Genomic DNA, 22,333 nt, shown 5'->3' with positions numbered 1-22,333 from the left:
GAAGGCGGCGATGAACCAGTTCGCGATAATCTACGAAGACCGATTCACGCTGGCTCGCTGAAAGAGACTTCCGGACTAAACCGCCTCACACACAAAAAATCGGACACGCCCCCAAAAGCCAAAGCCAAAAACAGAAAACCCGGCTTTCGCCGGGCTTTCCTCAAACATCAGCTACCAGCGAAAAATCATTCGCCCGCTGCGTGACGCTCTTCGGCTTCCAGAATCTTCTGCTGATCGAAGGACGCCATGATGTCCTTCATGATCGGCCAGGTGCCTTCGCGACCCAGTGCCGACACCAGGTACCACGGGCCAGTCCAGCCCAGCTCCTTGATGATCTGCTCAGCCGCTTCCCTAGCCTCATCCTCGAACATCAGGTCAGCCTTGTTCAGCACCAGCCAGCGCGGCTTCTTCAGCAGCTCCGGATCATGCTTGCCGAGCTCACGCTCGATCGCACGCACCTGCTCAACCGGCGAAATGCCTTCAACACCACCTTCCATCGGCGAGATGTCGACGAGGTGCAACAACAGACGGGTGCGCTGCAGATGGCGCAGGAACTGCGCACCCAGGCCGGCACCGTCGGCCGCGCCTTCGATCAGGCCCGGAATATCGGCGATCACGAAGCTACGGTAATTCTCAACCTTCACCACACCCAGGTTCGGGTACAAGGTGGTGAACGGGTAATCAGCGACCTTCGGCGTTGCCGCCGAAACCGCACGGATCAAGGTGCTCTTGCCCGCATTGGGGAAGCCCAGCAGGCCAACGTCGGCCAGCAGCTTCAGCTCCAGCTTGAGCAGGCGCTCTTCACCCTCTTCACCCGGCAGCGCCTGACGCGGCGCGCGGTTGGTGGAGCTCTTGAAGTGCATGTTGCCCAGGCCGCCCTTGCCGCCCTTGGCCACCAGCAGGCGGTCGCCGTGCGTGGTCATGTCGCCAATGACTTCGTCGGTGTCGACGTTCATCACCACGGTGCCGACCGGCACGGTGATGACCAGGTCTTCGCCGCCCTTGCCATAGGCCTGACGGCCCATGCCGTTCTCACCACGCTGCGCCTTGAAGATGCGGTCATGGCGGAAGTCGACCAGGGTGTTCAGGTTTGCGTCGGCGCGGATCCAGACGCTGCCGCCATTGCCGCCATCGCCACCATCCGGACCACCGAGCGGAATGAACTTTTCGCGGCGAAAGCCGATACAGCCATTGCCGCCTTTGCCAGCGATGACTTCGATCTCCGCTTCGTCTACAAGTTTCATGAATTTAACGCCGGGATTGGGAAATGGGGATTGGGGAATAGCAGAAGCAGGTACTGCCCATTATCGGCCCTGCACCCCGAAATGTCGGGGTTCCAACGAAAAACCCCGCCGAAGCGGGGCTCTCGTCAGCAGCCCACACCGGAGTATGGGCGGCTTGCGCGTACGGAATTAAGCTTCCGTGACAACGCTGACGGTACGGCGCTTGTTGGCACCCTTCACCGTGAACTCAACCTTGCCATCGACCAGCGCGAACAGCGTGTGGTCACGGCCCAGGCCGACGCCTGCACCCGGGTGGAACTGGGTGCCGCGCTGACGCACGATGATGTTGCCAGCTTCGATGGCCTGGCCACCGAAGATCTTGACGCCGAGGTATTTCGGGTTGGAATCGCGACCGTTGCGCGAGGAACCTACGCCCTTTTTATGTGCCATGACGGATTCTCCTTAGCAATTAGCCGGCGATGCCGGTGATTTCGATTTCGGTGTAGTACTGACGGTGACCCTGACGCTTCATGTGGTGCTTGCGGCGACGGAACTTGATGATCCGGACCTTGTCGGCGCGGCCGTGGGCCACAACCTTGGCGGTCACCGAAGCGCCCTTCAGCGCGTCACCCAGCTTGATGCCGTCGGCATCGCCGAGCATCAGGATGTTGTCAAACTTGATCTCGTTGCCAGCTTCGACTTCGAGTTTTTCCACGCGCAGGGTTTCACCCTGAACGACGCGGTACTGCTTACCGCCAGTTACCAGAACTGCATACATGACCAGACTTCCTCTGTAGTTATTGTGGTCGCCTTGCCCGCCATCGAGGGCGGACAGAAGCGGGATTTTACCGGGCGGACCGAGCTCGGGTCAACCCACCCCCCTGCCCTGACCCGCCGGGGCTGAACCCCCGTTCAGGCCCCACCCCGTCATCTGGCCCACTGGCGGGAAACAGCACTGGCAAAACTGGCAATTGCCCCCAAATGACAAGGTCGCTAGGCTGATTGACTGCCGTCAGCGACGCCCCCACACCTCCTGCTACCGGCCCAGCCGGCAGCAGTCCAAATCGGATTTCCCATGGCGATGGATTTCATCCGCATCCGCGGTGCGCGGACGCACAACCTCAAGAACATCGACCTCGACCTGCCCCGCGACAAACTGATCGTGATCACCGGCCTGTCCGGCTCGGGCAAGTCCTCGTTGGCATTCGACACCATCTATGCCGAGGGCCAGCGCCGCTATGTCGAGTCGTTGTCGGCGTATGCGCGGCAGTTCCTGAGCGTGATGGAAAAGCCCGACCTGGACCACATCGAAGGCCTGTCGCCGGCAATCTCGATCGAGCAGAAGTCGACCTCGCACAATCCGCGCTCCACCGTCGGCACCATCACCGAGATCTACGATTACCTGCGCCTGCTTTACGCCCGCGTCGGTAGCCCGCGCTGCCCGGACCACGGCTACCCACTGGAAGCGCAGACCGTCAGCCAAATGGTTGACCAGGTGCTGACCCTGGATCCGGAGCAGCGCTACATGCTGCTGGCGCCAGTGATCCGCGATCGCAAGGGCGAACATGCGCAGGTCTTCGACCAGCTGCGTGCGCAGGGCTTCGTGCGTGTACGTGTTGACGGCGAGCTGTATGAAATCGATGAAGTGCCGGCGCTGACCCTGCGCCAGAAGCACACCATCGAGGCCGTGGTTGATCGTTTCCGCCCGCGCGAAGACATCAAGCAGCGCCTGGCCGAAAGCTTTGAGACCGCGCTCAAGCTGGGCGATGGCATGGCCACGGTGATGACCCTGGATGCCGCCGACAGCACGCCGCAGCTGTTCTCCTCCAAGTACAGCTGCCCGGTCTGCGATTACGCGCTGCCGGAGCTGGAACCGCGCCTGTTCTCGTTCAACTCGCCGGTCGGCGCCTGCCCGGGCTGCGATGGCCTGGGCGTGGCCGAGTTCTTCGATCCGAACCGCGTGGTCGTGCATCCGGAGCTGTCGCTGGCCGCTGGCGCGGTGCGTGGCTGGGACCGACGCAATGCCTATTACTTCCAGCTGATCGCCTCGCTGGCCAAGCACTACAAGTTCGACGTCGATGCCACCTGGCAGTCGCTGCCGGACAACGTGAAGCAGGCTGTGCTGTACGGCAGTGGCGAAGAGCAGATCACCTTCACCTATTTCACCGAAGCCGGTGGCCGCAACCAGCGCAAGCACCGCTTCGAAGGCATCATCCCCAACCTCGAACGCCGCTACCGCGAGACCGAATCGCCGGCCGTGCGCGAAGAACTGGCCAAGTACATCAGCTCGCGGCCGTGCCCGGAGTGCAAGGGCGCACGCTTGAACAAGGCGGCGCGCAATGTGTTTGTCGCTGATCGTCCGTTGCCGGAAATCGCGGTACTGCCGATCGACGAAGCCAAGCGCTTCTTCAGCGAACTGAGCCTGCCCGGTTGGCGCGGCGAGATCGCCACCAAGATCGTCAAGGAAATCGGTGAGCGACTCGGCTTCCTGGTCGACGTCGGCCTGGATTACCTCACCCTGGAGCGCAAGGCCGACACCTTGTCCGGCGGTGAAGCGCAGCGTATTCGCCTGGCCTCGCAGATCGGTGCCGGTCTGGTGGGCGTGATGTACGTGCTCGACGAGCCGTCCATCGGCCTGCACCAGCGCGACAACGAGCGCCTGCTCGGCACCCTCACCCGCCTGCGTGATCTGGGCAATACGGTGATCGTGGTCGAGCACGACGAAGACGCGATCCGCTTGGCCGATTACGTGGTCGATATCGGCCCCGGCGCTGGCGTGCATGGCGGCGAAATCGTCGGCCAGGGCCAGCTGCAGGACCTGCTCGATGCGCCGCGCTCCCTGACCGGCCAGTACCTGTCAGGCAAGCGTCGCATCGAGATCCCGGCACGCCGACACAAGCCCAATCCGAAGATGACGCTGCGCCTGCGCGGCGCCAGCGGCAACAACCTGAAGAACGTGGATCTGGATGTTCCATCCGGCCTGTTGACCTGCGTCACCGGCGTGTCCGGCTCGGGCAAATCGACGCTGATCAACGACACCTTGTTCTCGTTGGCCGCCAACGAAATCAACGGCTCCTCGCACCCGATTGCCAAGTACAAGAGCGTCGAAGGCTTGGACCTGTTCGACAAAGTGGTGGACATCGACCAGTCACCGATTGGCCGCACGCCGCGCTCCAATCCGGCGACCTATACCGGCCTGTTCACACCGCTGCGCGAACTGTACGCACAGGTGCCGGAAGCGCGTGCGCGCGGTTATTCGCCGGGCCGTTTCAGCTTCAACGTGCGTGGCGGCCGCTGCGAAGCCTGTCAGGGCGATGGTCTGATCAAGGTGGAAATGCACTTCCTGCCGGACGTGTACGTGCCTTGCGACGTCTGCCATGGCAAGCGCTACAACCGCGAGACGCTGGAGATCCTCTACAAGGGCTACAACATCAACGACGTGCTGCAGATGACGGTTGAAGATGCCCTGCGCCTGTTCGAACCGGTGCCATCGATCGCACGCAAGCTGGAAACGCTGATGGACGTCGGCTTGAGTTACATCAAACTGGGCCAGAGCGCGACCACGCTGTCCGGCGGTGAAGCTCAGCGCGTGAAGCTGTCCAAGGAACTGTCGCGCCGCGATACCGGCCGCACCCTGTACATCCTCGACGAGCCGACCACCGGCCTGCACTTCCACGACATCGAAGCCTTGCTCGGCGTGCTGCACAAGCTGCGCGACGAAGGCAACACCGTAGTAGTGATCGAGCACAACCTGGACGTGATCAAGACTGCTGACTGGATCGTCGATCTGGGTCCGGAAGGCGGCCATCGTGGCGGCACGGTGCTGGTCACCGGCACGCCGGAAGACGTGGCGGCGCATCCGGATTCCTACACCGGTCAGTTCCTGGCCAAGATGCTGCCGAACACCAGCGCGCGCCCGGAGCAACCTGCAGCAGTAGCCAACAAGCCCGATGCGCGTCCGCCGCGCAAGGAAAAGCCGATCAAGAAAGCTGCTGCCAAGAAGGCTGCCGCACCCGTCAAGAAGAAGGCTGCAAAATGAGTAACGAACACAAGCAACTGGCCCGCGTGCCGATCAGCGTGCGCTGGCGCGACATGGACTCGATGGGCCACGTCAACAACGCCAAGTACGTTTCCTATCTGGAAGAAGCCCGCGTGCGCTGGATGCTTGGCGTTGAAGGCGTGTCGATGACCGACCGCATCGCGCCGGTGGTAGCCAATACCAACATCAACTACCGCCTGCCGATCGTGTGGCCGAACGATATCGTGGTCGAGCTGTTCGTCGAGCGCCTGGGCAACAGCAGCGTGACCATTGGCCACCGCATCGTTGACCAGAACGACGACAGCAAGCTGTATTCGGACGGCAATGTGGTGGTGGTCTGGATGGATACGCAGACCGGTAAGAGTGCGCCGTTGCCTGAGGCTGTTCGGGGTGCTTCGAGCTGAGCGAAAGCGAAGCGGGCAGATCGTAAAAATGCCTGAAACCTCCCTTCTCCCGCCTGCGGGAGAAGGTGCCCGGAGGGCGGATGAGGGGAGCTTTTAGAGCTTTTAGAGCTTTTAAAACTTTTAAAACTTTTAGAGCTAAAAGCGCCCTCACCCCAACCCCTCTCCCGCAAGCGGGAGAGGGGCTTGTATCTCGCAAGTTGAAGCATAGTCGGCGCAGTCCACGCCAGCGCGCGGCCTTACTTCAAAGCAACCCTCGGGAAATCCACCGGCACATCCAACGCCACGTTGATGTAGTTGGTGAACAGATTCAAAGCCACATGCGCGAGAATCTCGACGATCTGCTCGTCACCGAAACCCACGCTGCGCAGCTCGGCCACATCGGCATCGTCCAGCTGCGCACGCTGCTCCACTACTTTCAGCGCGAAGCGCAATGCCGCAGCGGTACGCGCGTCTTCGGACTGACCCGCCTGTGCCGATGCCATCTCCGCCGCACTAGCGCCCGCCTTTTGCCCCAGCACGGTATGCGCAGCCAAGCAGTACTCACAGCGGTTGCGGTTGGCGATGGCGACGGCAAGCTGCTCGCCGAGCTTGCTGCCAAGACTGCCATTGCCCAGGGCGCCAAACGCTCCCCACATGCTCTGCAATGCAGCCGGGGAATTGGACACCGCCTTGAACATATTTGGCATAGCGCCGAAGGCTTTGTGGATCTGCGCCAACAGCGGCTGGCTGGCGGCGGGGGCGGTCTGGGTCTGCAGGTTGATGCGTGACATGGTGATCTCCTGATCGGTTGGGATGATTGCCGGGCCGTCAGCCCGTGAAAGAAGTATCCCGCCCGAACTAGAACTATTTGATACGATTAGTTCATCAAACGAACCAATTGATACAGATGAACACCCTTCCCCCGGTAGATCGACTGGCAGGCGTCCTGGAGAACTTCCGCTTCCAGGCGCAGCTGTTCCACTCCGGCCCGCTGTGCGGGCTGACCAGCTTCGACGCCGGCGAAGGCCATGCTTACCTGCACGTGCTGCGGCGTGGCCGGCTCGAGGTCAGCCATCCCGGCAGCCGCGATATCCCAGCCTCGATGCACTTCGAAGAGCCGACGCTGCTGTTTTATCCGCGCCCGTTCAATCACCGCTTCCATAACCCGCCTCGCGAAGGCGCCGATTTCACCTGCGCACGCCTGGACTTCGACGGCGGCATCGCGCATCCGCTGGTACGTGGCCTGCCCTCGTTGATCGCACTGCCGCTGACACGCATCCCCGGCCTGGCAATGACACTGGAACTGCTGTTCAACGAAACCGACAACGTCCGCTGCGGCCAGCGCCTGCTGACCGATCGGCTGTTCAAAGTCGTGGTGATCCAGTTGCTGCGCTGGCTGCTGGATCATCCGCAGGAAGCCGGGATACCCGCCGGTTTCATCACCGGCCTGTCGGATCAGCGCTTGTCGCGTGCCTTGGCCGCCATGCATGATCGCCCCGGCGAAAGCTGGACACTCAACAGCCTCGCCGAACAGGCCGGCATGTCGCGCACCGCGTTTGCCAACAGCTTTCGCGACATCGTCGGACAGACGCCGCTGGACTACCTCACCGATTGGCGCATCGCGCTGGCCCAGCGCCGGCTGCGGCAAGGCCGGCCGATCAAGACGCTGGCCGACGAGCTGGGCTATGCCAACGCCTCGGCGCTGTCGCGCGTATTCGCCGCCAAGATGGGGATGTCGCCACGCGAGTGGCTGAAGCAGGCCGACGCCTGATCAACGCGCAGGCGCCTCGCGCCGCACCTGCAGCGTTCCGTCGACCTTCGTTCCATCTTCCAGACTGAGCCGCAACGGCAACTGCGCGCCTTCGGCCAGCGGTACTTCCGGTTGCATCAGCATCAGGTGCAGACCGCCGGGCCTCAGCTCGGCAACTGCCCCGGCAGCAATCGGCAAGCGTTCGATTTCGCGCATCCGGCTAACGCCCTGCGCTACCGTGGTTTCGTGCAACGACACATCACCGAAGGCCTTGCTGCCCGCACCAATCACCACCACCTCGCTGGCGCAGCCGTTGCGGATGCGCGCGAAGCCCGCCGCCATCCGCGTCGCCGCCGGGGTCAACCGCACCCACCCCTGCTCCACGGTCACACAGGCCGGTGCTGCAGCTGCGGCCTCGAACGCGCACAAGGCCAACAGTACGCACACGAATGGTTTGGTTATCATCAAGCCACGACTCCTTGCCGTACGAGAAACCGCAGCATGACCACGCTCATCGAAGTGATCAACCATGGCCCCATCCGTGAACTGCGCCTGGCGCGGCCGCCGGTCAACGCGCTGGACACCGAACTGTGCCGCGCACTGATTGCCGCCGTCACCGTGGCCATGACCGACGACGTGCACGGCATCGTGCTGTCCGGCAGCGAGCGCATCTTCACCGGCGGCATGGACGTACCGCACCTGCTCTCGCATGGCGATGACAAGCGCAAATTGATGGATAGCTGGCAGGCCTTCTTCGGCGCTGCACGGGTATTGGCCGAAAGCCGCGTGCCGGTGGTAGCCGCGCTGACGGGCCACTCGCCGGCTGGCGGCTGCGTGCTTGCACTGTGCTGCGATTACCGGGTGATGGCGCGCAGCGCCGACCCGGCAAAACCCTATGTGATCGGCCTGAACGAGGTCCAGGTGGGGCTGGTCGCGCCGGAAGGCATCCAGCGCCTGATGCGGCGCGTGGTTGGCCACCACCGTGCCGGCGTATTGCTGACCGGCGGCCAGCTGGTCAGCGCCGAGCGCGCCCTGGAGATTGGCCTGGTCGATGAACTGGCTGACGGCGCGCCACAGGTGGTCGAACGCGCCATCGGCTGGCTGCAGGCCCAACTCAAGCTGCCGGCGCAGCCGATGCTGCAGACCCGTGCCATCGCCCGTGCAGACCTGCACGAAGCCATGCAGGCCGAGCAAATCCAGCTGGAGCGCTTCGTCGAGGCCTGGTTCTCGCCGGATGCGCAGGGCGCTTTGCAGGCATTGGCGGCTCGCCTGGGCAAGAACTGAGGATCACCCGTCCCGGGCTGGGGAACTGCGGCGGCCGCTGCGGCTGCCTGCGTTCCCCTTCCCCTGCTCGCCTATAATCGCGGCCTGTCGAAATGAAGGCCGCCGCCTTGTCCAACACGCCCGAACCCGTGGTATCCGAGCTGATTGACCTGCTGTCGCTGGAGCGGCTGGAGGACAACCTGTTCCGTGGCCAGAGCCGCGATATCGGCACCAAGTACGTGTTCGGCGGGCAGGTGCTGGGCCAGGCGCTGGCGGCCGCACAGGCAACGGTCGAGAACGGCCGTCACGTGCATTCGCTGCATGCCTATTTCCTGCGCGCCGGCAACATCGACCACCCCATCGTCTATGACGTGGACCGCACCCGTGATGGCGGCAGCTTCTCGGTGCGCCGGGTCACCGCGATCCAGCACGGCAAGGTGATTTTCTTCTGCGCGGCCTCGTTCCAACAGGCCGAGCGTGGTGCCGAACACCAGCACAAGATGCCGGATGTGCCGCAGCCCGAGGACATCGAGCCGAGCCGTCCACTACCGGCCGATGTGCTGGAGCGCTTGCCGGTGAAGGTGCAGCGCTGGCTTTCGCGCGGCGGTCCGTTCGAATTCCGCCACGTCTATCCGCGCGACGAACTGAACCCGCCCAAGCGCCCGCCCTATCACCAGGTGTGGTTGCGCTTGAACGAGAAAATCGGCGATGCGCCAGAGCTGCACCAGGCGCTGCTGGCCTATGCCTCCGACTTCCATCTGCTCGGCACGGCCACCTTCCCGCACGGCATCAGCTACTACCAGCCGCATGTGCAGATGGCCTCGCTCGACCATGCGATCTGGTTCCATCGCCCGTTCCGCGCCGACGACTGGCTGCTGTACTCGCTGGACAGCCCCAGCGCGCAGGACTCGCGCGGCCTGGCGCGTGGCCAGTTCTATACCCGCAACGGCGTGCTGGTCGCCAGCACCGCACAGGAAGGGCTGATCCGCGTGACCCCCGACGACAACGAAGCGAGCAAGGGCTGAACCATGCGCAAGATTTTCAGCAGCCAGCGCGTCGAGAACGCCGAGGGCGTGGCGGAGATCCTGCGTGATGCAGGCATCGAGGTCCGCGTCACCAACGGTCGCTCGTACCACAGCAAGCGCCGTGGCCAGTTCAGCTATACCGACAAGGTCAACAACGAGAACCTGCCTTCGGTCTGGGTGGTGCATGCCAATGACCAGCCGCGGGCGCGTGAGATCCTGCGCGACAAGCGCCTGCTCGACACCACCCGCCGCGACCATCCCACCGCCGAATACGCCTTCCGCGAAGCACCCGCGGAGGCCGGCAATGGCCGCAGCTGGGCCTGGCGTATCCGCATCGCACTGCTGGTGGTGATTGCCGGCGTGGCGCTGGTGATCATGATGCGCCATCGCACTGCGCCGACCACCGCTCCGGCTCCCCCCGCCGTGCAGGCACAGCCGGCCCAGCAGCACCCCAGCGAAGACGAGTTCCGCGTCCGCATCCAGTCCCAGCCCGACAGCCCCCCGCCGGCTCCGGCTCCGGCTCCGGCTCCGGCTCCGGCTCCGGCTCCGGCTCCGGCTCCGGAAAAATAATCGGTCACATCGGGCTTCGGTGCCCGTCCTGTTTGGCAGTACCGTCGAAAAGGCCTGTCCGATGAGCACCGAAGCACTGGAGATCATGCTGCAGAACGAGCTGCCTGCCGCCCGCAAGGGCTGCACGCAGTCCTATGGACGCATCGTGCTGGCCTGCCAGAACACGGTGACCGCCATCGCCCTGGCCATCACCCGCGATGTGCAGGTCAGCGAGGACATCGCCCAGGAAGCCTTCATCAAGGCCTGGCAGCAGCTCACCCAGCTCAACAACAGCGCCAGCTTCCTGCCCTGGCTGCGCCAGATCACCCGCAACCTCGCGCGCGACTGGCTGCGCGCCAACCGCAACCGGCCGCTCAGCGGCGAAGGCGCGGAAATCGCCATCAGCATGGCTGCCGATCCCTCGCCCAATGGCGTCGATGCGCTGGCGCGGGTGGAGGAGGAACTGGTCGCCGAGGAAATCATCTCGGCCCTGCCCGAAGACAGCCGCGAAGCCCTGCTGCTGTACTACCGCGAAGGGCAAAGCTCGCAGCAGGTGGCCATGCTGCTCGGCCTGAGCGATGCCGCCGTGCGCAAGCGCCTGTCGCGCGCCCGCGCCAGCGTGCGTGAGGAGATGCTCAAGCGCTTTGGTGAGTTCGCACGCAGCACGGCACCAGGTGCGGCTTTCGCCGCCGTGGTCAGCTCGGCGCTGATGCTGGCCGCTCCTGGCGTAGCCAGCGCTGCGATCATCGCCAGCAGTGCAGGCGTTGCCAGCACGGGCGCGGGCAAACTCGGTCTGGGCGGACTGGGCGCCAGCACCGCAAGCAGCGGCGCCGCAGCGGGCACCCTCGGGGCCGCGGCAAACGTCCTGTTTCCCAGCATGTTCGAGCTGTGGCTGGTGCTGGGCTCCATCGCGCTTGGCGTCCTGGGCGCCTACCTCTCCAATCTCTACCTGCTGCGCTATGCCGAGACACCCGAGGAAATCCAACGTGTTCGCCGCTTCATGCGCCTGCATACCCTCAGCGCGTTCGTGTTCTGCGTCTGCGCCCTGGCTGGCGTGGTACTGCGGATGGGCCTGGTTGGCGGGCTGCTGATCCTGGCGGCAGGCATGGCAGCTTTGAACTACCAGTATCTGGTCACCCTGCCGCGGGCGATGGCACCGATGCTCGCCCGCGATGCTGCACGCCATGGCCGCAAGGGGCCGTCCTGGGTCTACCGGAGCATGTTCGGGCGCAGCGCCGTGATTGCCACATCAGTGCTGGCGGTGGCGGCGACGTTGTACGCACTGCTGCAGCAATGATCACTCACAACAAAACACCCCCGCTGCTGCCAGCGGGGGTGTTGTCGATCGGCGCCTTTGTGCAACTTACTTCGCGGCCGGAGCCTGCGGCGGCATCGGGCCGCGCGGGCCACGATGCTCGCGGTGACCGTCCTTGCGTGCGGCCTCCAGCTCGGCCTGACTCAACTTGCCATCCTTGTTGGTATCGGCCTTTGCAAACCACTCGGCACGGCGCTGCTCGGCACGGGCCTGACGATCAGCCTGGTCGATGTAGCCGTCCTTGTTGACGTCCAGCCGGGTGAAATTGGCCTGGTATTCGGCGGCACTGATGCGACCGTCGTTATCGGTATCCATGCCGCGCATGAAGCCGCCATCGCGCTGACCGCGGTGTCCGCCATGGCGATCACCGCCGTGACGTCCGCCATGCCGCATCTGCGCCATTTCCTCGCGCGACAGCTTGCCGTCCTTGTTTTTGTCCAGCTCGTCGAAACGCTGTGCCAGATGCGGACGAGCCGCCGCTTCCTGGCGATCAACCACGCCATCATTGTTGGCATCCAGGCGCTGCGGCGCCGGGCCGGTGCTGGTCGGCGCAGCCGCGAACACCAAGCCGGTCGCCGAGGTGGCCAGCAGCATCGCCAGCAGGAGGAGAGGTTTGCGGTGGGTCTTGGTCATGATGGGGCTCCGTGGTGAGACTGCGAACGCGGCATTGCGTCCTCGCTACGGTCAACGCGCCAGTTGCCGGCTTGGTTGACCTGCTTACCCGCGATGTTCATCACGCAGACAGGCGCAGGATTTGCGACGCGCCACGGCTATGCTGTGCGCATGGCAGCCCACGGCGAAAACAACGAAGAACTGCGCCTGTTCCAGACCGGCGAGCACCCTTGCGGCTATTGGCCTGAACGACAAGCCCGCGACCTCGTGCTGGATCCCCAGGACGAGCGTCTGGGCGCGCTTTACCCGATGGCGCTGACCTGGGGCTTCCGCCGCTCCGGTGACCTGGTCTACCGCCCGCACTGCGAAGGCTGCCGTGCCTGCGTGCCGGTGCGCATTCCGGTGGAACGCTTCAATCCCGACCGCAGCCAACGCCGCTGCCTGGCGCATAACGCCGACTTGCAATGCCGGATTCTGCCAGCCGAGCGTACCGACGAGCAGTTCGCGCTGTATCAGCGCTACCTGTCCCACCGCCATGCCAAGGGTGGCATGGACGAACACGGGCCGCATGAGTTCGACCAGTTCCTGATCGGCAGCTGGTCACATGGTCGCTTCATGGAGATCCGCACGCCCGGCGTGGCCGGCAAACGCGGGCAACTGCTGGCCGTCGCCGTCACCGACGTCACCGACCTCGGCCTGTCGGCGGTCTATACGTTCTTTGATCCGGACCAGGAGAAGCGCAGCCTCGGCACCTTCGGCATCCTGCAGCAGATCGCCTGGGCGCAGCGCAACGGCTTGCCGCATTTGTATCTGGGCTATTGGATCAACGGCCACCGCAAGATGGATTACAAGCGCCGCTTCCATCCGCTGGAGTATTTCGACGGCAAGCGCTGGCTGCAGGACGAACAGGCCCTTGGCAGCCCCCGGCCCTGACTGAGAAACAGCTTATTGCGAACTGCCTTGATACATATTTAACCGGGATTTATGCAGAATGGGAATGTCATCGCGCATCGTGATGGCGCAAGGAAGTATCCATTCAACAGGAGTAATGCGTGAAGACCCAACTTTTGATTCTGGCTGCAATTGGCACCTTGGCCCTCGCCGGCTGCAAGAAGACCGACACCCCGGCCACCGACGCACCGGCAGCAACCCCGGCCGCTGCACCTGCAGCTGAAGTCACCCCGGCTCCGGCCACCGACACCGTCAAGGCCGGCACCGGCGTACCGGAATGCGACCAGTACCTGGAAAAGGTCTACGCATGCATCAGCGACAAGGTTCCCGAAGCCCAGCGCGACATGATGAAGCAGGGCATCGAGCAGTCGCGTAGCGCCTGGGCAGGCGTGACCGACAAGACCGAGCTGGCCAACCAGTGCAAGACCGCGCTGGAACAGGCCAAGACCAGCTTCGGCGCGATGGGCTGCACGTTCTAAGCAACGTAACAGCGCTGTCCATGGACGCTCCGCTTGCGGGGCGTTCGTGTTTTCGCAGCTTCATGTTTTCGCCTGATCGTCATGGCGACGTGAGAAAATCGGCGGATGCGCATCTCAACCCTACTCGTCCCGATGACCCTGCTGTTGGCAGCCTGTTCCACCTCACCCAGCGGCAGCGCCAGCGCGCCAGACCAGCTGCGGCTGGCAACCTACAACACCTCCCTGTACTCCGAGGAGGAAGGCGGCCTGATCCGCGAACTGCAGGGCGACAGCGCACACGCGCGCAAGATCGCTGCTGTGCTGCAGCAGACCCGGCCGGATCTGGTCCTGCTCAACGAATTCGATTTCGACGACGCCCACCGCGCCGCCGACCTGTTCCAGCAGCGCTATCTTGAAGTCGCCCAGCCTGGCGGCGGCGAAGCATTGAAATACCCTTACCGCTACCTGGCACCGGTCAACACCGGCGTGCCAAGCGGCCTGGACCTGGACAACAACGGCACCGTCGGCGGCAAAGGCCGCGAGCGCGGCAACGATGCCTGGGGTTACGGCCTGCACCCTGGCCAGTACGGCATGCTGGTGCTGTCCAGGTACCCGATCGATGAAGCTACCGTGCGCACCTTCCAGCTGTTGAAGTGGAGCACCCTGCCCGACGCACTGCGTCCGATCGAGCCGACTACCGGCAAATCGTTCTGGCCGGATGCGGTGTGGTCACAGCTGCGGCTGTCGTCCAAATCGCATTGGGACGTGCCGGTGCGCACCCCACTGGGCACCGTGCATGTACTGGCATCACACCCCACCCCGCCGGTGTTCGACGGCAAGGAAAAGCGCAACGCCGCCCGCAACCACGACGAGCTGCGGCTGTGGAAGGAATACCTGGACGGCGGCGACAAGCCGTGGCTGTGCGATGACAAAGGCACATGTGGCGGCCTGGCCGCCGATGCGCGCTTCGTCATCGTCGGCGATCTGAACAATGATCCAGCCGATGGCGACGGCCGCCACGACGCCATCCTCGAACTGCTGGAACACCCGCGCGTGCTGCGCTACCCGACTCCGACCAGCGTCGGTGCAGAACAGACCAGCCTGGCCTATGCAGAGAAAGGCATCGTCCGCCGCGGCGCGCCGCAGCACGCCACCGGCGACTTCGGCCCGCGCTCGGGCACCATGCGCCTGGACTATGTACTGCCCTCCACCGGCCTGAGCTACATCGGCAGCGGCGTGTTCTGGCCTGCCAACGACAGCCCGGAGGCGAAGATCGCCGATGGCAGCGACCACCACCTTGTCTGGGTGGATGTGAAATAAAAAAACGCCGGCTAAGCCGGCGTTTTTTTAGCTCTGGTTTTTGTGGGAGCGGCGTAAGCCGCGAAGCTTGTACACCATCAGATGACGATGCATTCCGCTGCTGCAGCATTGTCAGCTTCGCGGCTTACGCCGCTCCCACAAGCGCGCGGGCGACTGCTGGTGCGGGGGATGCATCACAGCAGCGAAGCTTTACCCCTCCCCAACCCTCCCCTTGCCTTCGGCAAAGGGAGGGAGCCAAGCTCAGCGCAGCTCGATTCCAATTGCCGCTGCAGCATCACGTGCGATCGCGCGTGCCTGATCCACATCGGCAGCGCGCGCCAGGGTCACGCCGACGCGGCGTTGGCCCTGCACCATCGGCTTGCCGAACAGGCGCAGTGCCGAATCCGGATGGATCAGTGCTTCGGCCACGTTGCTGAAGAACGGTACGCCATTGCCCTGCGCCAACATCGCACATGATGCCGATGCGCCGTTATGGCGGATGGTCGGGATCGGCAGGCCCAGAATCGCCCGCGCATGCAGCGCGAACTCGCTCAGCTCCTGCGATACCAGGGTGACCAGGCCGGTGTCATGCGGACGCGGCGAGACCTCGCTGAACCACACCGCGTCACCCTTCACGAACAACTCGACACCGAACAGTCCCCAACCACCGAGGTCATCGGTGATTGCGCGGGCGATCTGCTGCGCGCCTTCCAATGCCTTGGCCGACATCGCCTGCGGCTGCCAGCTTTCGCGGTAGTCGCCATCCTTCTGCAGGTGACCAACCGGGTCACAGAACGCAGTGCCACCGGCATGGCGCACGGTCAGCAGGGTGATCTCGTAATCGAAGTCGATGAAGCCTTCGACTATGCAGCGGCCGGCACCAGCGCGGCCGCCGGTCTGCGCGTAGTCCCAGGCCGGGCCGATGTCGGCCTCGCTGCGCAGCGTGCTCTGGCCCTTGCCGGAAGAGGACATCACCGGCTTGACCACGCAGGGCAGGCCAATCACAGCGACGGCCTCGCGGTACTCGGCCTCGGTATCGACGAAGCGGTAGGGCGAGGTCGGCAGGCCCAGGGTTTCGGCCGCCAGCCGGCGGATGCCTTCACGGTCCATGGTCAGGCGGGCGGCACGCGCGGTCGGGATCACCCGCAGGCCCTGCTCGGCTTCCAGCTGTACCAGGGTTTCGGTGTGGATGGCCTCGATCTCCGGCACCACCAGATGTGGCTGTTCCTGCGCGATCAAGGCCTTCAGCGCGGCCGGGTCGAGCATGTCCAGCACATGGCTGCGGTGTGCAACCTGCATGGCCGGGGCATTGGCGTAACGGTCGGCGGCGATCACTTCCACCCCGAAACGCTGCAGCTCGATAGCCACTTCCTTGCCCAATTCGCCCGAACCAAGCAGCAGGACGCGGGTAGCGGATGGGGACAGCGGGGTACCGAGGGTGATCATCAGGCAGGTCCGGGAGGGCGCTAAAGAGGATGCATATTCTAGGCAAGCCGGGCCGTGGAGGGGCGGCCCCATTCCCGGGTAAGCACCAGCGGACCCCGGGAATGGGTGGAATGGCACAGCGGGGATGAGGTGTCCCGCACAGGCCTCTGGGGCGAGCGCGCTTGCCGGTTCCTGCCCAAGCCCAGGCCCAATGACAGAGCCACTTGCATATTGATATCAATTTGATATCTTCACCATCAACCGCCACGGAAGATGTGCCATGAAAGAGAAGTCCATCGGTTCCATGACCGGCATTCCCACCCTGCTTGGCACCCTGGCGATGATGCTTGCGGGCGTCATCGCAATAATCGCCGCGATCGTCGTCACCAAGAATGGCACCGGTGGTGGCGGGCCGATGGTGATAGGCGGCATCGTGTTGGTGATCGTCGGCATCTTCCTCAGCTGCGGCCTGTACATGGTCCAGCCCAACCAGGTGGCCGTGATCAGTCTGTTCGGCAAGTACGTGGGCACGGTCAAGGAAAACGGCCTGCGCTGGAACAACCCGTTCTTCAGCAAGCGCAGCGTCAGCCAGCGCGTGCGCAACTTCGAAAGCGGCAAGCTCAAGGTCAATGAACTGGACGGTTCGCCGATCGAGATTGCTGCGGTCATCGTCTGGCAGGTCGTCGATGCTTCCGAAGCGGTCTACAACGTCGACGACTACGAGAGCTTCGTGCACATCCAGTCCGAGTCGGCGCTGCGTGCGATGGCCACCAGCTACCCCTATGACCAGCACACCGAAGGCCAGCTCGCCCTGCGCAGCCACGCCGCCGAGATCTCCCAGCACCTGAAGGACGAATTGGCCGAGCGGCTGGCCGATGCCGGCGTGCAGGTACTCGATGCCCGCATCAGCCACCTTGCCTACGCGCCGGAAATCGCCCAGGCCATGTTGCAGCGCCAGCAGGCCAGCGCGGTGATCGCCGCACGCACGCAGATCGTCGCAGGCGCCGTCGGCATGGTCGAGATGGCACTGCTGGAACTGCAGAAGAACGCCGTCGTCACCCTCGACGAAGAGCGCAAGGCGCACATGGTCAGCAACCTGTTGACGGTGCTGTGCTCGGACCGCGGCACCCAGCCGATCGTCAATGCCGGTTCGCTGTACTGAACAACGTAGTGAGGTAATCGTAGTGAATGTTTTCGCCCCCCTGATCATCGCAGCCACCGGCGTTCCAGCCCTGTGCTTCGCCGTGTGGAGCGGACGCCCCGGCACTGCACATGCACGCGGGCTGGGCCTGCGCTGGGCCTTGATCGCACTGTGCATGTTCGTGGCGGCCACCGGCGTCTATCTGGCCGGTGACAACCGCAACATCGCCTATGGCGTGATCATCGCGCTGGTGGTGGCGGTCAATGCGCTGGGCATTTCGCTGGTGCTGCATCTGCGTCGCGGCAACAACGGAGCACCCCGCCGGTGAGCGAGAAGAAGGCCTATCCGCTGCGCATCAACGCTGATGTTCTGGCGGCGACCCAGCGCTGGGCCGACGACGAACTGCGCAGCCTCAACGCGCAGATCGAGTATGTGATCCGCGACGCCCTGCGCAAGGCCGGGCGTCTACCCAAACCTGAGCAAGAACCCAAGGAAGAGCCATGAGCACGCAGTGGAAATATCTGGTCGTAGAACTGAAAACCACCTTGATGGGCAGCTTCAAGATGGAGGCACTGCAGGAGGAACTGGACAAGCACGGCCGGCTTGGCTGGGAACTGGTCAACGTGGTCCATGCCACGCCGACCGTGTCCACGCCCACGCTGATCTTCAAAAAGGCTTCCTGATGAAAGCCTTGGGCGGATTGATCACAGCGGCCATCCTTTCCCTCGCCAGCAGCGCACACGCTGCCGACCCGGCGGCCTTGGCCACCCAGCTACTGGACCGACTCGATGCTGGCCAATACGCGGCTGCGGAAGCGGACTTTTCGCCGCAGATGAAAGCGGCGGTACCGGCTGACAAGCTCAAGGCAGTATGGGAGTCCCTGCCCGCGCAGATGGGCGCAGCCGGTCCACGTGGCCCTGCCGTAACCAGCGAAGCCGACGGCTTCCGCATCGTCGTCGTTCCTCTGCGTTATGCAAATGGCGGGCTGCAGGCGCGTATCGTGCTTGATCAGGACGACAAGGTTGCAGGCTTCCTGGTGCAGCCTGCAGCGGCTGCGCCGGCACCACCGCCTGCGGCGGATGCCAGCGTCATCGAGCAGGACTTCAGCGTACCGGCCAGTGGTAGCGCCAGCGCACCACTACCGGGCACGCTGACCCTGCCCAAGGGCAAGGGCCCCTTCCCCGCCATCGTGCTGGTGCACGGCTCCGGCCCGCAGGACCGCGATGAAACCATCGGCCCCAACCGCCCGTTCCTGGACATCGCGCGCGGACTCGCCGCGCAGGGCATTGCCGTGCTGCGTTACGAAAAGCGCAGTCATGCACGCCCGCAGGATTTCAAAGGCAGCTTCAGCGTTGATGACGAAACCACCAACGATGCGGTCGCAGTAGTAAGCGCACTGGCGGGCAACGCCAACATCGATCCTCGCCACGTGTATCTGCTGGGCCACAGCCAGGGAGGATTGCTGGCCGGGCGCATCGCCAAGGCGGCCAATGGCAAACTGGCGGGACTGGTACTGCTTGCCGCACCCGCGCGCCCCATCCTCGACCTGCTGGCCGAGCAGAATCGCTACATGCTCGGCCTGGACGGCGCGGTCAGCGCCGAGGACCAAGCCCAACTCACCGCACTGGATGCAGCCATCGCGAGCGTGCGCGGCAATCCGGAAGCTCGGCTGATGGATGTCCCTGGTCGATTCTGGCAGCAGTTGGAAGCTGTCGACCCCATTGCCGACGCACGCGACAGCAAGCTGCCGGTGCTGGTGCTGCAGGGTGGCCGCGACTTCCAGGTGATCGACACCGACTGGCAGCTGTGGAACAAGGGGCTGCAAGGTGAGCGCTACCGCTTCCGGCACTACCCAGCGCTCAACCACCTCGGCATCGCCGGTGAAGGCAAGGGCTCATTGGAAGAATACGCGCGCCCGGGCCACGTCGATCCAGCACTGATCAACGACATCGCGCTATGGATCAACGCACAGTGATGAGCGCCCGCAGCCCCACGCCAACGGAAACAGAAACGTTCAATGTCGCCAAACCAACCAGCTCACTCCTGCTCTGGTTGTGGGCGCCCATGCTGCTGGTGCTGAGCATCGATCCGCTGATCAGGTTGTTCGCCGGCAAGCCACCGTTCCAGGCGACATTCGCCTCATGGGCTGGCTGGTTGGTACTGGCCCTGGTGGGTGCAGGGCTCACGTTGGCCTACCGTCGGCGAGCGCTGCGCGTTGAACCCAAGCAATTGATCATCGCCGCCACCTTGTACACCCGACGCGTGGCACTGAGTTCGATGCGGCTGGACCGCGCGCGCGTCGTCAATTTCGCAGAGAACCCTGATTTCAAGCCGGGCGGGAAATCCAATGGCTTCCAGTTCCCCGGCTTCCGCGCCGGCCACTTCCATATGAAGGGTGGCGGCAAGGCGTTCTGCCTGATCACCGACAACAGCCGCGTACTGGTGATTCCGCTGCGGGACGGCAACAGCGTGCTGATCAGCCCCGAGCAGCCGCGCGCCCTGCTGGATGAACTCAGGCGACTGGCCGAAGGCGGCGCGCGGGCCTAAGCTGCGCGTATGCGCAACGCTCCCCATATCCTGCTCAACACGCCCGACATCGAGATCTGGCCCGGCGGCCTGCTGCGCGCGCGCAGCAGTGACGACGCCCGCGTGCTGGCCCGGGCAACACATGTACTACGCCGCAAGCGCGATGGCCTTTATCTCGCCGCGCAGCTGCCTGGTGGACTGATGCCACTGGTGACCCGGCTGGCGGACGAACCCGGCATCGACTTTGCGTTGACCGCGCTGGAAGCCCTGCGCACGCAGCCATCCCGTATTCCGCCGCCGAGCGGCAGCCTGCCGTTACATCAGCTGCACCTGCATCTGCAGCAACTGGATCTGGATGCCGATGCCTATGCCGCACAGACCGGTTTGCCGCTGGTCGCCGAACCGGCGCATCTGCGCCTGGCCGGTTTTGATCGCTACCGTCGTCCGCTCTGGCTGACCGGCGGTGCAGCGCGTGGCTGGCAGCGCATGCAGCAGGCAGCGGCCAGTGATGGCGTCGCGCTGGATGCGATCTCCGGCTACCGCAGCCACGACTATCAGCTTGGCATTTTCGAACGCAAGCTGGCGCGCGGGCTGAGCGTGGACGAGATCCTCACCGTCAACGCCGCACCCGGCTACAGCGAACACCACGGCGGTGACGCACTGGACATCAGCACGCCGGGCGAGCCACCTGCCGAGGAATCCTTCGAGCACACCACGAGCTTCGCCTGGCTGCAGCGGCACGCCGCAGGCTTCGGCTTCCACATGAGTTACCCGCGCGACAACCCGCACGGCATCATCTACGAGCCCTGGCACTGGTGTTATCGCCGCAATGAAAACGCCACCGCCCGAGGTTGAACGTCGGGGGCTGGTGCAGGCAGCGCTTGCCGCAGGCCTGCTGACCCAGTTGCCCGCATGCACCCCCCGATCCAGCCAGACATTGGCCAGCGACGTCGCGCAGCTGGACCGCACCGCCATTGCCGGCATGGTGCGGCCTGCCAGCAGCACCGGCGTAGTTGCCGCCCTGCAGCGTTGGCCAGGCACGGTGTGCATCGCCGGCGGCCGCTACAGCATGGGCGGACAGACCCGCGCCGAACATGCGCTGCAGCTGGATATGCAGCGCATGGATCGCCTGCTGTGGCTGGACCCGGAAACACCCTGCGTGCGTGTGCAGGCTGGCATGCGCTGGCGGCAACTGCAGGAACACCTGGACCCGCTCGATCTGGCCGTCAAGGTGATGCAGAGCTACAGCAACTTCAGCATCGGCGGCTCGGTATCGGTCAATTGCCATGGCCGTTATGTCGGCAGCGGTGCACTGGCGGGCAGCGTGCGTGCTCTGCAGCTGGTCACCGCCGACGGTCAGCTGCTGGAGTTGTCCCGGCAGCAGCAACCGGCATTGTTCGCCGCGGTGATTGGCGGCTACGGCGGCCTGGGCGTGATCACCGAGGTCGAGCTGGACCTCGCGCGCAACGAACGAATCGCACGCAGCGTTGAACAGCTTGCCCTCGCCGACTATCCGGCCTGGTTCAGGGCCCATGTACTGGGCCAGCCCGGGGTAATACTGCACAACGCCGACCTGCTGCCACCGGACTTCGATGCTCCGCTGGCGATCAGCTGGAGCCGCAGCAACGCCGCACTTACCGATGCAAGACGGCTGATGCCCATCCGCGCCAGCCACGCCAAGGACCAGAACCTGATCTGGGCCGCATCCGAACTGCCCGGCGGCGACCAGCTGCGCGATGTCTACCAGACACGCAGCCTGCTCACCGAACCACGCGTGGTGATGCGCAATCTGGAAGCCAGCCTGGATGCGGCGTCGTTGGAACCGCGTACCCGCCGCATGTCTTCCTACCTGCTGCAGGAATACTTCATCCCGGTTGCCGGATTCGCTTCGTTCGCACGCACCATGGCCGGCATCCTGCGCAGGCACGACGTCAATGCACTGAACATATCCATACGCCACGCGCCCGCCGACAGCACTTCGCTGATGCGCTGGGCGAGCGAGGAAGTGTTCTGCTTCGTGCTGTATCACAAGCAGCGCAGCTGGAATGCGGCCGAACAGTACAGCAGCGGCTGGACCCGCCGCCTGATCAGCGCCGCACTGGAGCATGGCGGTCGCTATTACCTGCCCTATCGCCTGCACGCCACCCAAGCCCAATTCCAGCGCGCCTACCCGCAGGCAGCGCGGTTTGCCGCCCTCAAGCAGCAGCTGGATCCCGGCAACCGTTTTCGCAACCTGCTGTGGGACCGGTACCTATCGCCATGAGTGGGCCCAGAGCCAAAGTTGCCCATGTGCAGGCGAGCGTCCTGCTCTTGAAGGACATCGGCTTCGCGGCTTACGCCGCTCCTACGGCCAGGAGCGCAAGGCTTTTGTAGG

General features: G+C 64.2%; 25 protein-coding genes and 1 pseudogene. 19 read left to right on the top strand and 7 right to left on the bottom strand.

Going from position 1 to position 22,333, the window contains the following annotated elements; genetic code table 11:
* The coding region (locus tag ACVOLS_RS19010) for a hypothetical protein (protein ID WP_481546918.1) at positions 1 to 204 on the top strand (204 nt) is incomplete at its 5' end.
* Here ACVOLS_RS19010 and obgE read toward each other — a convergent pair.
* The 3 genes from obgE to rplU form a co-directional block, all read right to left on the bottom strand.
* A complete protein-coding gene (gene obgE / locus ACVOLS_RS19005) occupies positions 186 to 1,244 on the bottom strand; it encodes a GTPase ObgE (protein ID WP_481546917.1) in 1,059 nt (352 codons plus the stop codon). The two genes, ACVOLS_RS19010 and obgE, sit on opposite strands and share 19 nt — an antisense overlap.
* 168 nt (positions 1,245 to 1,412) lie before the next feature.
* The gene (gene rpmA / locus ACVOLS_RS19000) at positions 1,413 to 1,673 is read right to left on the bottom strand and encodes a 50S ribosomal protein L27 (protein WP_282269141.1); all 261 of its coding nucleotides are present in this window, start codon (positions 1,671 to 1,673) and stop codon (positions 1,413 to 1,415) included.
* A 19-nt stretch (positions 1,674 to 1,692) separates the two neighbouring features.
* Positions 1,693 to 2,001, bottom strand: coding sequence for a 50S ribosomal protein L21 (rplU, locus tag ACVOLS_RS18995; RefSeq protein ID WP_282269142.1), 309 nt, complete (start codon positions 1,999 to 2,001; stop codon positions 1,693 to 1,695).
* A 297-nt stretch (positions 2,002 to 2,298) separates the two neighbouring features.
* Between rplU and uvrA the strand changes: the two genes are divergently transcribed.
* Both uvrA and ACVOLS_RS18985 read left to right on the top strand, forming a co-directional pair.
* Entirely contained in the window at positions 2,299 to 5,262 is a 2,964-nt protein-coding gene (gene uvrA / locus ACVOLS_RS18990) for an excinuclease ABC subunit UvrA (protein ID WP_481546916.1), read from the top strand.
* Complete coding sequence (locus tag ACVOLS_RS18985; RefSeq protein WP_296248213.1) at positions 5,259 to 5,666, top strand: acyl-CoA thioesterase; 408 nt, start codon at positions 5,259 to 5,261, stop codon at positions 5,664 to 5,666. Before uvrA ends, ACVOLS_RS18985 begins: the two co-directional genes overlap by 4 nt.
* A gap of 236 nt (positions 5,667 to 5,902) precedes the next feature.
* Here ACVOLS_RS18985 and ACVOLS_RS18980 read toward each other — a convergent pair whose 3' ends face one another.
* A complete protein-coding gene (locus ACVOLS_RS18980; RefSeq protein WP_481546915.1) occupies positions 5,903 to 6,436 on the bottom strand; it encodes a carboxymuconolactone decarboxylase family protein in 534 nt (177 codons plus the stop codon).
* A 116-nt stretch (positions 6,437 to 6,552) separates the two neighbouring features.
* Between ACVOLS_RS18980 and ACVOLS_RS18975 the strand changes: the two genes are divergently transcribed.
* Positions 6,553 to 7,416, top strand: coding sequence for an AraC family transcriptional regulator (locus tag ACVOLS_RS18975; RefSeq protein WP_481546914.1), 864 nt, complete (start codon positions 6,553 to 6,555; stop codon positions 7,414 to 7,416).
* Here the strand turns inward: ACVOLS_RS18975 and ACVOLS_RS18970 are convergent, their stop codons facing one another.
* Complete coding sequence (locus ACVOLS_RS18970; protein ID WP_481546913.1) at positions 7,417 to 7,860, bottom strand: copper chaperone PCu(A)C; 444 nt, start codon at positions 7,858 to 7,860, stop codon at positions 7,417 to 7,419. It lies immediately after the preceding gene.
* A gap of 36 nt (positions 7,861 to 7,896) precedes the next feature.
* On the opposite strand from ACVOLS_RS18970, the gene ACVOLS_RS18965 reads away from it, so the two are divergent.
* The 4 genes and pseudogenes from ACVOLS_RS18965 to ACVOLS_RS18950 all read left to right on the top strand — a co-directional run bounded on the left by ACVOLS_RS18965 (position 7,897) and on the right by ACVOLS_RS18950 (position 11,529).
* On the top strand, positions 7,897 to 8,679 hold the full coding sequence (locus ACVOLS_RS18965; RefSeq protein WP_481546912.1) for an enoyl-CoA hydratase/isomerase family protein: 783 nt from the start codon (positions 7,897 to 7,899) through the stop codon (positions 8,677 to 8,679).
* A gap of 92 nt (positions 8,680 to 8,771) precedes the next feature.
* Positions 8,772 to 9,683 (top strand): acyl-CoA thioesterase II, encoded by a 912-nt coding sequence (tesB, locus tag ACVOLS_RS18960; RefSeq protein WP_481546911.1) that lies wholly within the window; start codon positions 8,772 to 8,774, stop codon positions 9,681 to 9,683.
* Between the two features lie 3 nt (positions 9,684 to 9,686).
* A pseudogene (locus ACVOLS_RS18955) lies at positions 9,687 to 10,163 on the top strand (pathogenicity-like protein); the annotation flags it as partial.
* A 151-nt stretch (positions 10,164 to 10,314) separates the two neighbouring features.
* A complete protein-coding gene (locus tag ACVOLS_RS18950) occupies positions 10,315 to 11,529 on the top strand; it encodes an RNA polymerase sigma factor (RefSeq protein WP_481546910.1) in 1,215 nt (404 codons plus the stop codon).
* A gap of 66 nt (positions 11,530 to 11,595) precedes the next feature.
* Here the strand turns inward: ACVOLS_RS18950 and ACVOLS_RS18945 are convergent, their stop codons facing one another.
* A complete protein-coding gene (locus ACVOLS_RS18945) occupies positions 11,596 to 12,180 on the bottom strand; it encodes an EF-hand domain-containing protein (protein ID WP_481546909.1) in 585 nt (194 codons plus the stop codon).
* 150 nt (positions 12,181 to 12,330) lie between these two features.
* Here ACVOLS_RS18945 and ACVOLS_RS18940 point away from each other — a divergent pair, with 150 nt between their 5' ends.
* From ACVOLS_RS18940 to ACVOLS_RS18930, 3 genes are all read left to right on the top strand, one after another.
* Positions 12,331 to 13,092: an arginyltransferase gene (locus tag ACVOLS_RS18940; protein ID WP_481546908.1), complete on the top strand. Its 762-nt coding sequence runs from the start codon at positions 12,331 to 12,333 to the stop codon at positions 13,090 to 13,092.
* 119 nt (positions 13,093 to 13,211) lie between these two features.
* Positions 13,212 to 13,589, top strand: a complete 378-nt coding sequence (locus ACVOLS_RS18935; RefSeq protein WP_481546907.1) for a hypothetical protein — start codon at positions 13,212 to 13,214, stop codon at positions 13,587 to 13,589.
* A 132-nt stretch (positions 13,590 to 13,721) separates the two neighbouring features.
* Positions 13,722 to 14,888, top strand: a complete 1,167-nt coding sequence (locus ACVOLS_RS18930) for an endonuclease/exonuclease/phosphatase family protein (RefSeq protein WP_481546919.1) — start codon at positions 13,722 to 13,724, stop codon at positions 14,886 to 14,888.
* Between the two features lie 240 nt (positions 14,889 to 15,128).
* Here ACVOLS_RS18930 and purT read toward each other — a convergent pair whose 3' ends face one another.
* A complete protein-coding gene (gene purT, locus ACVOLS_RS18925; protein WP_481546906.1) occupies positions 15,129 to 16,313 on the bottom strand; it encodes a formate-dependent phosphoribosylglycinamide formyltransferase in 1,185 nt (394 codons plus the stop codon).
* A gap of 259 nt (positions 16,314 to 16,572) precedes the next feature.
* Here purT and ACVOLS_RS18920 point away from each other — a divergent pair, with 259 nt between their 5' ends.
* Genes ACVOLS_RS18920 through ACVOLS_RS18885 form a run of 8 tightly spaced genes read left to right on the top strand, consistent with a single transcriptional unit; the run spans position 16,573 to position 22,222 of the window.
* Positions 16,573 to 17,454 carry an SPFH domain-containing protein gene (locus tag ACVOLS_RS18920; RefSeq protein WP_481546905.1) on the top strand — a complete coding sequence of 294 codons (882 nt, stop codon included), beginning with the start codon at positions 16,573 to 16,575 and terminating at the stop codon, positions 17,452 to 17,454.
* A 22-nt stretch (positions 17,455 to 17,476) separates the two neighbouring features.
* A complete protein-coding gene (locus tag ACVOLS_RS18915) occupies positions 17,477 to 17,761 on the top strand; it encodes a hypothetical protein (protein ID WP_282272484.1) in 285 nt (94 codons plus the stop codon).
* On the top strand, positions 17,758 to 17,937 hold the full coding sequence (locus ACVOLS_RS18910; protein WP_282272483.1) for a type II toxin-antitoxin system antitoxin: 180 nt from the start codon (positions 17,758 to 17,760) through the stop codon (positions 17,935 to 17,937). Before ACVOLS_RS18915 ends, ACVOLS_RS18910 begins: the two co-directional genes overlap by 4 nt.
* A complete protein-coding gene (locus tag ACVOLS_RS18905) occupies positions 17,934 to 18,116 on the top strand; it encodes a DUF4177 domain-containing protein (protein WP_481546904.1) in 183 nt (60 codons plus the stop codon). Before ACVOLS_RS18910 ends, ACVOLS_RS18905 begins: the two co-directional genes overlap by 4 nt.
* Positions 18,116 to 19,408, top strand: a complete 1,293-nt coding sequence (locus ACVOLS_RS18900) for an alpha/beta hydrolase (protein WP_481546903.1) — start codon at positions 18,116 to 18,118, stop codon at positions 19,406 to 19,408. Before ACVOLS_RS18905 ends, ACVOLS_RS18900 begins: the two co-directional genes overlap by 1 nt.
* A complete protein-coding gene (locus ACVOLS_RS18895) occupies positions 19,408 to 19,980 on the top strand; it encodes a PH domain-containing protein (RefSeq protein ID WP_481546902.1) in 573 nt (190 codons plus the stop codon). Before ACVOLS_RS18900 ends, ACVOLS_RS18895 begins: the two co-directional genes overlap by 1 nt.
* A 9-nt stretch (positions 19,981 to 19,989) precedes the next feature.
* On the top strand, positions 19,990 to 20,814 hold the full coding sequence (locus ACVOLS_RS18890) for a M15 family metallopeptidase (RefSeq protein WP_481546901.1): 825 nt from the start codon (positions 19,990 to 19,992) through the stop codon (positions 20,812 to 20,814).
* Positions 20,789 to 22,222, top strand: coding sequence for an FAD-binding oxidoreductase (locus ACVOLS_RS18885; protein ID WP_481546900.1), 1,434 nt, complete (start codon positions 20,789 to 20,791; stop codon positions 22,220 to 22,222). Before ACVOLS_RS18890 ends, ACVOLS_RS18885 begins: the two co-directional genes overlap by 26 nt.
* The last annotated feature ends 111 nt before the right edge of the window (positions 22,223 to 22,333 follow it).

The organism is Stenotrophomonas sp. STEN038, from assembly GCF_056759895.1.
The sequence above is the reverse complement of the archived record's forward strand: the minus strand, read 5'-3'. Positions and strand labels throughout refer to the sequence as shown.

Bases quoted from the DNA above. Each gene is read 5' to 3' on its own strand.
- obgE (WP_481546917.1), bottom strand. From the start codon at position 1,244: ATGAAACTTGTAGACGAAGCGGAGATCGAAGTCATCGCTGGCAAAGGC.
- rpmA (WP_282269141.1), bottom strand. From the start codon at position 1,673: ATGGCACATAAAAAGGGCGTAGGTTCCTCGCGCAACGGTCGCGATTCC.
- rplU (WP_282269142.1), bottom strand. From the start codon at position 2,001: ATGTATGCAGTTCTGGTAACTGGCGGTAAGCAGTACCGCGTCGTTCAG.
- uvrA (WP_481546916.1), top strand. From the start codon at position 2,299: ATGGCGATGGATTTCATCCGCATCCGCGGTGCGCGGACGCACAACCTC.
- ACVOLS_RS18985 (WP_296248213.1), top strand. From the start codon at position 5,259: ATGAGTAACGAACACAAGCAACTGGCCCGCGTGCCGATCAGCGTGCGC.
- ACVOLS_RS18980 (WP_481546915.1), bottom strand. From the start codon at position 6,436: ATGTCACGCATCAACCTGCAGACCCAGACCGCCCCCGCCGCCAGCCAG.
- ACVOLS_RS18975 (WP_481546914.1), top strand. From the start codon at position 6,553: ATGAACACCCTTCCCCCGGTAGATCGACTGGCAGGCGTCCTGGAGAAC.
- ACVOLS_RS18970 (WP_481546913.1), bottom strand. From the start codon at position 7,860: ATGATAACCAAACCATTCGTGTGCGTACTGTTGGCCTTGTGCGCGTTC.
- ACVOLS_RS18965 (WP_481546912.1), top strand. From the start codon at position 7,897: ATGACCACGCTCATCGAAGTGATCAACCATGGCCCCATCCGTGAACTG.
- tesB (WP_481546911.1), top strand. From the start codon at position 8,772: ATGAAGGCCGCCGCCTTGTCCAACACGCCCGAACCCGTGGTATCCGAG.
- ACVOLS_RS18950 (WP_481546910.1), top strand. From the start codon at position 10,315: ATGAGCACCGAAGCACTGGAGATCATGCTGCAGAACGAGCTGCCTGCC.
- ACVOLS_RS18945 (WP_481546909.1), bottom strand. From the start codon at position 12,180: ATGACCAAGACCCACCGCAAACCTCTCCTCCTGCTGGCGATGCTGCTG.
- ACVOLS_RS18940 (WP_481546908.1), top strand. From the start codon at position 12,331: ATGGCAGCCCACGGCGAAAACAACGAAGAACTGCGCCTGTTCCAGACC.
- ACVOLS_RS18930 (WP_481546919.1), top strand. From the start codon at position 13,722: ATGACCCTGCTGTTGGCAGCCTGTTCCACCTCACCCAGCGGCAGCGCC.
- purT (WP_481546906.1), bottom strand. From the start codon at position 16,313: ATGATCACCCTCGGTACCCCGCTGTCCCCATCCGCTACCCGCGTCCTG.
- ACVOLS_RS18920 (WP_481546905.1), top strand. From the start codon at position 16,573: ATGAAAGAGAAGTCCATCGGTTCCATGACCGGCATTCCCACCCTGCTT.
- ACVOLS_RS18905 (WP_481546904.1), top strand. From the start codon at position 17,934: ATGAGCACGCAGTGGAAATATCTGGTCGTAGAACTGAAAACCACCTTG.
- ACVOLS_RS18900 (WP_481546903.1), top strand. From the start codon at position 18,116: ATGAAAGCCTTGGGCGGATTGATCACAGCGGCCATCCTTTCCCTCGCC.
- ACVOLS_RS18895 (WP_481546902.1), top strand. From the start codon at position 19,408: ATGAGCGCCCGCAGCCCCACGCCAACGGAAACAGAAACGTTCAATGTC.
- ACVOLS_RS18890 (WP_481546901.1), top strand. From the start codon at position 19,990: ATGCGCAACGCTCCCCATATCCTGCTCAACACGCCCGACATCGAGATC.
- ACVOLS_RS18885 (WP_481546900.1), top strand. From the start codon at position 20,789: ATGAAAACGCCACCGCCCGAGGTTGAACGTCGGGGGCTGGTGCAGGCA.